This window comes from Mesorhizobium sp. M2A.F.Ca.ET.039.01.1.1 (genome assembly GCF_003998035.1).
In the GTDB taxonomy this organism is placed as follows: Bacteria; Pseudomonadota; Alphaproteobacteria; order Rhizobiales; family Rhizobiaceae; genus Mesorhizobium.
Map to the genome: position 1 here is coordinate 1 of NZ_RZRY01000337.1, position 6858 is coordinate 6858.

General features: G+C 63.8%; 7 protein-coding genes. All 7 read right to left on the minus strand.

Annotated features, from left to right (window positions below):
• Positions 1 to 1676 (minus strand): polynucleotide kinase-phosphatase (locus EOA24_RS22760; protein ID WP_127410090.1); only part of this gene is annotated, 1676 nt, incomplete at its 3' end.
• Positions 1673 to 1891 (minus strand): hypothetical protein, encoded by a 219-nt coding sequence (locus EOA24_RS43205; RefSeq protein ID WP_245466984.1) that lies wholly within the window; start codon positions 1889 to 1891, stop codon positions 1673 to 1675. The genes EOA24_RS43205 and EOA24_RS22760, both read right to left, overlap by 4 nt.
• 2 nt (positions 1892 to 1893) lie before the next feature.
• On the minus strand, positions 1894 to 3054 hold the full coding sequence (locus EOA24_RS22765; RefSeq protein WP_245466986.1) for a 3' terminal RNA ribose 2'-O-methyltransferase Hen1: 1161 nt from the start codon (positions 3052 to 3054) through the stop codon (positions 1894 to 1896).
• A gap of 121 nt (positions 3055 to 3175) precedes the next feature.
• Positions 3176 to 4108, minus strand: a complete 933-nt coding sequence (locus tag EOA24_RS22770; RefSeq protein WP_126059869.1) for a 3-keto-5-aminohexanoate cleavage protein — start codon at positions 4106 to 4108, stop codon at positions 3176 to 3178.
• A 36-nt stretch (positions 4109 to 4144) separates the two neighbouring features.
• On the minus strand, positions 4145 to 4975 hold the full coding sequence (locus EOA24_RS22775) for a carbohydrate ABC transporter permease (protein WP_126081763.1): 831 nt from the start codon (positions 4973 to 4975) through the stop codon (positions 4145 to 4147).
• Positions 4972 to 5907: a sugar ABC transporter permease gene (locus tag EOA24_RS22780; protein ID WP_126081764.1), complete on the minus strand. Its 936-nt coding sequence runs from the start codon at positions 5905 to 5907 to the stop codon at positions 4972 to 4974. Before EOA24_RS22780 ends, EOA24_RS22775 begins: the two co-directional genes overlap by 4 nt.
• A 1-nt stretch (position 5908) precedes the next feature.
• Positions 5909 to 6858, minus strand: a 950-nt coding sequence (locus tag EOA24_RS22785; RefSeq protein WP_127410091.1) for an extracellular solute-binding protein, incomplete at its 5' end; no start/stop codon positions are given.

Consider the following 6858-nt stretch of genomic DNA (forward strand, 5'->3'; position numbering starts at 1 on the left):
CCTGACACGCCGAAGCGGCTGCGCGCTGCCTGCACGGTCCGGCAGAGCGCGACAATCGCCCGCGAACCCATGTGCTTTTCCTCGCACACGATCTCGGCGACGCCGCGCTCGCGAAAGTAAGCAAAAGCCTCTTCCGGGCGTTCAAGCCAGCCGGCATGACCGCTTGTCTCGGACGGCGACATCGTCGGCGGCAGGTATACCAGCCATTGCGGCGCCACCGCGAAGCGGCTCATCACCTCGAGCGCGGCCGAGGCATTTTCCTCGGCCACGACGATCCGACCTTTCAGCTCGGTCTCGATCCAGCGCCGGCCGGAGACGTCCTGGATGTCGAGCACGCCGTCAGCGTCTGCCTGAGCCGATTTTCCCCGGTTTGACGGGCCAAGAGGACGCACAGGCTCCGACCAGGTGCGGATTGCCGACACCTCGACCAGCTCGTGTTCCGGCCAGCGAAGCGCGGTCAGCTTGCCGCCGAACACACAGCCGGTGTCGATGCACAGCGTATTGTTGACCCACTCGGCCGACAGCATCGGCGTGTGGCCGTAGATGACCGCCGTCTTGCCGCGATAGGCGGCCGCCCAATCGGCCCGCACCGGCAGGCCGAATTCATCGATCTCGCCGGTCGTCTCGCCATAGAGCGCGAATTCGCGCACGGCGCCCGAGCCGCGTCCGACCATGTCCTCCTTGAGGCCGGCATGGGCGACCGCCAGCCGGCCGCCGTCCAGCCAGACATGGCTGCGCAGACTGTCGAGGAAGGCCGGCAGCGCCTCCTTAAGTCCGCGATCCTGGGTCTCCAGCTGGTCGATCGTTTGCTGGAGGCCGTGAGCGATCACTACCTTGCGGCCTTCCAGCCAGCGGCCAAGCTTGCGTTCGTGATTGCCCTGGACGCAGTAGGCGGTGCCGGCGGCGACCATGCTCATCGCAATGCGCAGCACGTCGGGTGTGTTGGGGCCGCGATCGACAAGATCGCCGACAAAGACTGCCTTGCGGCCTTCCGGAGGCGACACAACGACACTACGTTCGCCGCGATGCTCAGACCATGTAAGGCTGTATCCGAGTTTGCCCAGCAAGACTTGAAGCTCTTCGGCGCAGCCATGCACGTCGCCGATGATGTCGAAGGGGCCGGCGTCGTGACGCTTGTCGGTCCAAAGCGGCTGGCGCGAGACGTTCGCCGCGTCGATGCTGGCCTCACTGCCAAGTTTCCACACCTGGCGAAAGCCTTCCCGCTGCAGCCCGCCGAGACCTTTGCGGATCTCCATCGTCATGCGTTGGGCCACTCCAGCGCCGAATGGACGGTCCGGCCGCTTCGCGTTACGCGCAACGCAGACATCGACGCCGGGATCGAGCACTATCGCGACGGGCAGGGCATGCCACCTGCGCGCTAGCTCGATCCAGGCCTTGCGGTCGGCCGCCCGCACATTGGTGGCGTCGACGACAGCCAGCTTGCGGTGCTTCAGCCGCTTGCCGATGATGTCGCGCATCAATTCGAAAGCGTCGGCCGACACATCCTGATTGGTCTCGTCGTCACAGACCAGCTCTCGGCATCGGTCGGACGAGACGATCTCGGTCGGCAGGAAATGTCTGGCGGCGAAAGTCGACTTGCCGGACCCGGTCGAGCCTATCAGCACGACCAGGGCGAAATCCGGGATCTCCAGATCTGTCTTGTTGATGTCCCTCATCGGGTGAACACCGCCATCTGTGTCGGCGCGCCGAAGCTGGGATCAACATCGCCGATGCCGCTGATCGCGGGGACATAGCTGTAGGTCTCCGCGATTTTGGCCGCCCAGGCTTCGAACTCGGCACGGCTCCACTCGAAGCGATGGTCGGGGTGACGGAAGGCGCCTGCTTCCAGACCGCTGAAAAGCGCGTTGTGATCGGCGTTCGGCGTTGTCACAATCACCGTCTTCGGCGCGGCTTCGCCGAAGACGATCCGCTCGACCAGAGGCAGCCTGTCCTGGTCGAGTGCTCGATGACCTCGACCAATACAGCGACGTCGGCTTCGGCCCAGCGATTGTCGCGATAGGTCAGCGAGCCATGCAGCAGCGTGACGCGCCCTTCCGGCGGGCCGCCGGCTTCATTCAGCCTCAATCGCCTTGCCGCCCACTCGAGCTCGCGGACCGCAGGGTCCAAGCCGAACAGTTTTTGGACCCACCGCTCGCGCACCAGCCGGTCGAGCAGCTTGCCTTCGCCGCATCCCAGATCGGCGACAACCTTGCCGCCGCTCGCGCGGATGGCCTCGACGACCGCGTCCAAGCGCCGGTCGTGCAGTCGGACTGGCGCCTCGAGCGTCTCCTCAGGGGAGCGGCGGGTTTCGGCTGGCGCCTCCGAGGCCGTGGCTTCGGGGACGAGGCGCGCCAGGGCCGCCCGGGCCAAAACCGATCGGTTGCGCAAATAGCGGCGAGCGATCAGTTCCTTGGCCGGGTGGTGCTCCAGCCATCCGGCACCCCTGGATAGCAGCTTGTCGACCTCGTCGTCGCCGACCCAGTAATGCTTGGCGTCGTCCATCACCGGAATGAGCACATAGAGGTGGTTGAGCAGGTGGCTCAGCCGGCCGAGCCCCGACAATTTCAGATGGCCGTAGCGCAGCCCTCCGTTGCTGGCGCCGGCGGCCTCGATCGGGGTCAGGTCGACGGTCCAGCCCAGCGGCTCGAACAGCTGCCGCACCAACGCCTCGCCGCCGCGCAACGGCAAGGGCGCCACGACAGCCTCCAGCGGCAGATCGGTGTCGGCCAATTGCTGGCGTTCCTTGGAGATGCCGGTCATTGCCGTCCGGAGCATCTTGTTGAGCGCTACGGACAGGAAGGACGATGCTGCATAGGGCCGGTCGTTCACATACTGGTCGAGCAGCCCATCCGCCTGACCCTTGCCTCTGACCAGCCCGATCGGATCGACGTCGAGCAGGAGCGCTGCCTCGCAACGCTCGTCACTGGCCTCCGGATAGAACAGCCATGCCTTGCCGAAGGACAGCTCGGCCTCATGCAGGCGGTCCGGGTGCTTGTGCAGCAGGAAACCAAGATCCGTGGCTGGACGATGCGTGGTGGCAATAGAGAAAAACATGCACAAGCGATAACGCAGCCGATCGGAATAACCAATGGCGGCGGCAAGTTATTTCCATTCCTTTTCAGAGCAACTCGAAGTGTTGGTTACCTTCGACGCTGTCTTGCGAGTGCGAACTCGGTCAGAACGCGACCTTATCCCCGCCCTTGAGCTGCAGGATCTGCCGCGCTTCGTCGGGCGTGGCGATCGAGGCGCCGAGGCCTTCGATGATCTGGCGCACCTTGGTCACCTGCTCGGCGCTGGAGCGGGCGAGCTTGCCCTTGCCGATCCACAGCGAGTCCTCCAGGCCGACCCGCACATTGCCGCCGAGCGCAATCGCCTGCGTGGCGATCGGCAGTTGATGGCGGCCGGCGCCCAGCACCGACCAGTGATAGTCGTTGCCGAACAGGCGGTCGGCCGTGCGCTTCATGTGCGCGACGTCTTCCGGATGCGTGCCGATGCCGCCGAGGATGCCGAACACGCTCTGGACGAAGAACGGCGCCTTGACCAGGCCGCGCTCGACGAAATGCGCCAGCGTGTAGAGGTGGCCGATATCGTAGCATTCGATCTCGAAACGCGTGCCGTTGTCGGCGCAGGTTCGCAATATGTGCTCGATGTCGCCGAAAGTGTTGCGGAAGATGCGGTCGCGCGAGGATTCGAGATAGGGCCGCTCCCAATCATGCTCGAAGGTCTTGAACCGCTCCAGCATCGGGAACAGCGCGAAATTCATCGAGCCCATGTTGAGCGAGGCGACCTCGGGCGCAAAGACCTTCGCCGGCCTCACACGCTCCTCCACGCTCATCGTCGCGGCACCGCCGGTGGTGATGTTGACGACGCAGTTGGAGCGCTGCTTGATGACCTGCAGGAAAGGCGCGAAGGCCTCGGTCGATTGGTCGGGGCGGCCGTCCACCGGATTGCGCGCATGGAGATGGACGATCGCCGCACCCGCCTCGGCCGCCTCTATCGCAGCGGTGGCGATCTCTTCGGCCGTCACCGGCAGATGCGGCGACATCGATGGCGTATGGATCGAGCCCGTGACCGCGCAGGTGATGATGATCTTGTTCCGGTTCGCCACTTTTGATGCCTCAATCTCTTCGCTCTTTGACCTCGCCTATTTGACCGCGCCTTGCGTGATGCCGGAAATGAACTGCTTCGACAGCACGATATAGAGCACGGTAATCGGCAGCGCCGCCAGTGTCAGCCCGGTGAACAGCACCCCCCAGTCGGTGGTGAATTCGCCGACGAACACGGTCAGCCCTTGCGGCAGTGTCTTCAAATTGTCGGAGGTGATCAGGACCAGCGGAAAGAAGAAGTCGTTCCAGATCGGCACCGCGTTCTGGATCGCCACGATGACCAGCGCCGGCCGCGCCAGCGGCAGCATGATCGACCACATGATGCGAAGCTCGCTGGCGCCGTCCATGCGGGCGGATTCTTCCAGCTCGCGCGGCAGAGTGCGCAGGAAGCCGGTCATGATGAAGACGGCCGAAGGGATGCCCATCGCCACATAGACCAGCACCAGCCCGAAATAGCTGTCGACGAGGCCGAGCGTGTCGAGCTGGATGAACAGCGGAATGATCGCCAGCTTCAGCGGCACAGTCATGCCGCTCAGGAAGAACATCAGCACCAGCGAGCTCAGCCGGAACCGGTAGCGGGCGATGGCGTAGCCGGCGAGTGTGCTGAACATCAGGATCAGCGCGACCGAGGCGGCGGTGATGCCGACCGAGTTCGCCAGATAGCGGACGAAATTGGTCTCGGTCCAGACCTTCTCCAGATTGGCGGTCGAGAAATGCGTCGGCAGCGAAAGCGGCGAGGAAAAGATCTCGGCGTTGGTCTTGAACGACGAGGCCACCATGACGAACAGCGGATAGATCATGATGACGGCATTGACCGCCAGCAAGAGCTGGATGGCGCCGTTCCTGATCGTCTCGCCGCGATCCCTCACTGCTCGATCTCGCGGCGGCGCAGGTAGCGCAGGGCGATTGCCGTGACGCCGGCGACGAAGATGAACATCAGAACCGCCAGCGCGCTGCCCTGGCCGAAATCCTGGATGCCGGTGGTCGTGCTGCCGAAGGCCGTGCGGTAAAAATAGAGGCCGAGCACGTCGGTCGAGCCGCCCGGCGAACCGGTCAGGCCGGCCATGACATAGGGGATCTCGAACCAGTTGAAGCTGCCGATGAAGGTCAGGATGGTGACGATGGTGACGCTGGGCGCGATCAACGGCCAGACGATGTTGGTCATCAGCGCGTAGTCGCCGGCGCCGTCGAGGCGAGCGGCTTCCAGCACGTCCTTGCTGATGCGCTGCATACCGGCAAGCAGCACCAGCGTCGGGAAGCCCAGCCAGTGCCAGATGTTGGCGAAGAGGATGCTGCCGAGCGCGGTATTTTCGTTGCCGAGCCACGGAATGACGCCGATGCCGACCAGGCCGAGCAGCTGGTTCACCAGCCCGAACAGCGGATGCAGGAACAGCTTCCACAGAAAGCCGACGATCACCGCCGACAGCACCACCGGCAGGAAGACGATGACCTGATGGACGCGATGGCCCGGCAAGGCCTTGAGCAGCGCGAAGGCGATCAGAAAGGCGGTGCCGTTCTCGAAGACCATCAGCGCCAGGAAGGCGATGACATTGTGCTTGAACGCATTCCAGGTCCAGTCGCTATAGGGCTTTTCGAACAGGACTTGGCGGAAGTTTTCGAGCCCGATGAAGCCGGATGGCCTGAGCCCGTTGAACTCATAGAAGGCGAAGCGGAAGGCCGACAAAAGCGGCCATAGCACGAACAGCACCATGACCAGCAGCGCCGGCGTCAGCAGCGCGGCAATCCAGAGCGACCGGCGCCATGCAAAAGGTTTCGCTGTGTGGCGCCAGCCGTCTGCCATCTCATTTGCCCTGGAACGGCTTGTACCATTTGGCGAGGCCGTCGGTGAGGTCGGCGGCAAGCTGGTCCGGCGTGATCGACCCCGACATCATCTTGGTGATGTCGCCCTGCAGCAATTCCGATGCCGTCGGCTTTTCGAAGCGGAAATAGACGACATTGATATGCGGCATCGCCGTCTCGTTCAACTTGGCGACGTGTGACAGAAGCTCGTCCTTGATGACGACGCCCTTGATCGGCGAGATGTTGCCGAGAAGCGCCGAGAACTTGTCGCCGAACTCCTTGGTGCCCATCCAGTTGACCAGCTTGAGCGCCGCTTCCTTGTTGGCCGACTTCGAATTGACCGCGTAGCCGCCGTCGAAGAATTTCGTGACTTGCGGCGTGTCGCCGGCCTTGGCCAAAGGCGGGGCGACGAAGTCCATGTTGATGGCGGGGTTCTGCGACCGGTAGGTGGCGATGTCGAAGCTGCCGCCGGCGAGCATCGCCGCCTTGCCGCTCAGGAACAGCTGGCCGGCCGTCTCATAGTCGATGCCTTCGAAGCCGTCGGGCATATAGGGGCGCAGCTCGAGCAGCTTGCCGAGTGCCGCGACATAGCGCGGATCCTTGAAGGTGGTCTTGCCGCTGGTCAGGTCGCTGACGAAGTCGGGCCCAAGGAACGGGTTGGTGAAGATGGCCACGAACATTTCGTTGAACCAGCTGGTGCCCATGCCGTTAGCCAAAGGATAGATGCCCTTCTCCTTCAGCGCCTTGCTGACGGTGATGAACTCGTCCCAGGTGGTCGGCGGCGTCAGCCCCGCCTTGGCGAAGACGTCCTTGTTGATGAACAGGCCAAGCGTCTGCGAGGCGAAGGGCAGCGAATAGACCTTCTTGTCGGCGCGGTAGGTGCCGGACACCAGCGCATCCGCCGGCTGGTTGGCGAGCGAGGGTACGGTCGCCATGTCGAGCGGCTCGAAAT

Coding starts and splice junctions, on each gene's coding strand:
- EOA24_RS22765 (WP_245466986.1), bottom strand. CDS start 3,054: ATGTTTTTCTCTATTGCCACCACGCATCGTCCAGCCACGGATCTTGGT.
- EOA24_RS22780 (WP_126081764.1), bottom strand. CDS start 5,907: ATGGCAGACGGCTGGCGCCACACAGCGAAACCTTTTGCATGGCGCCGG.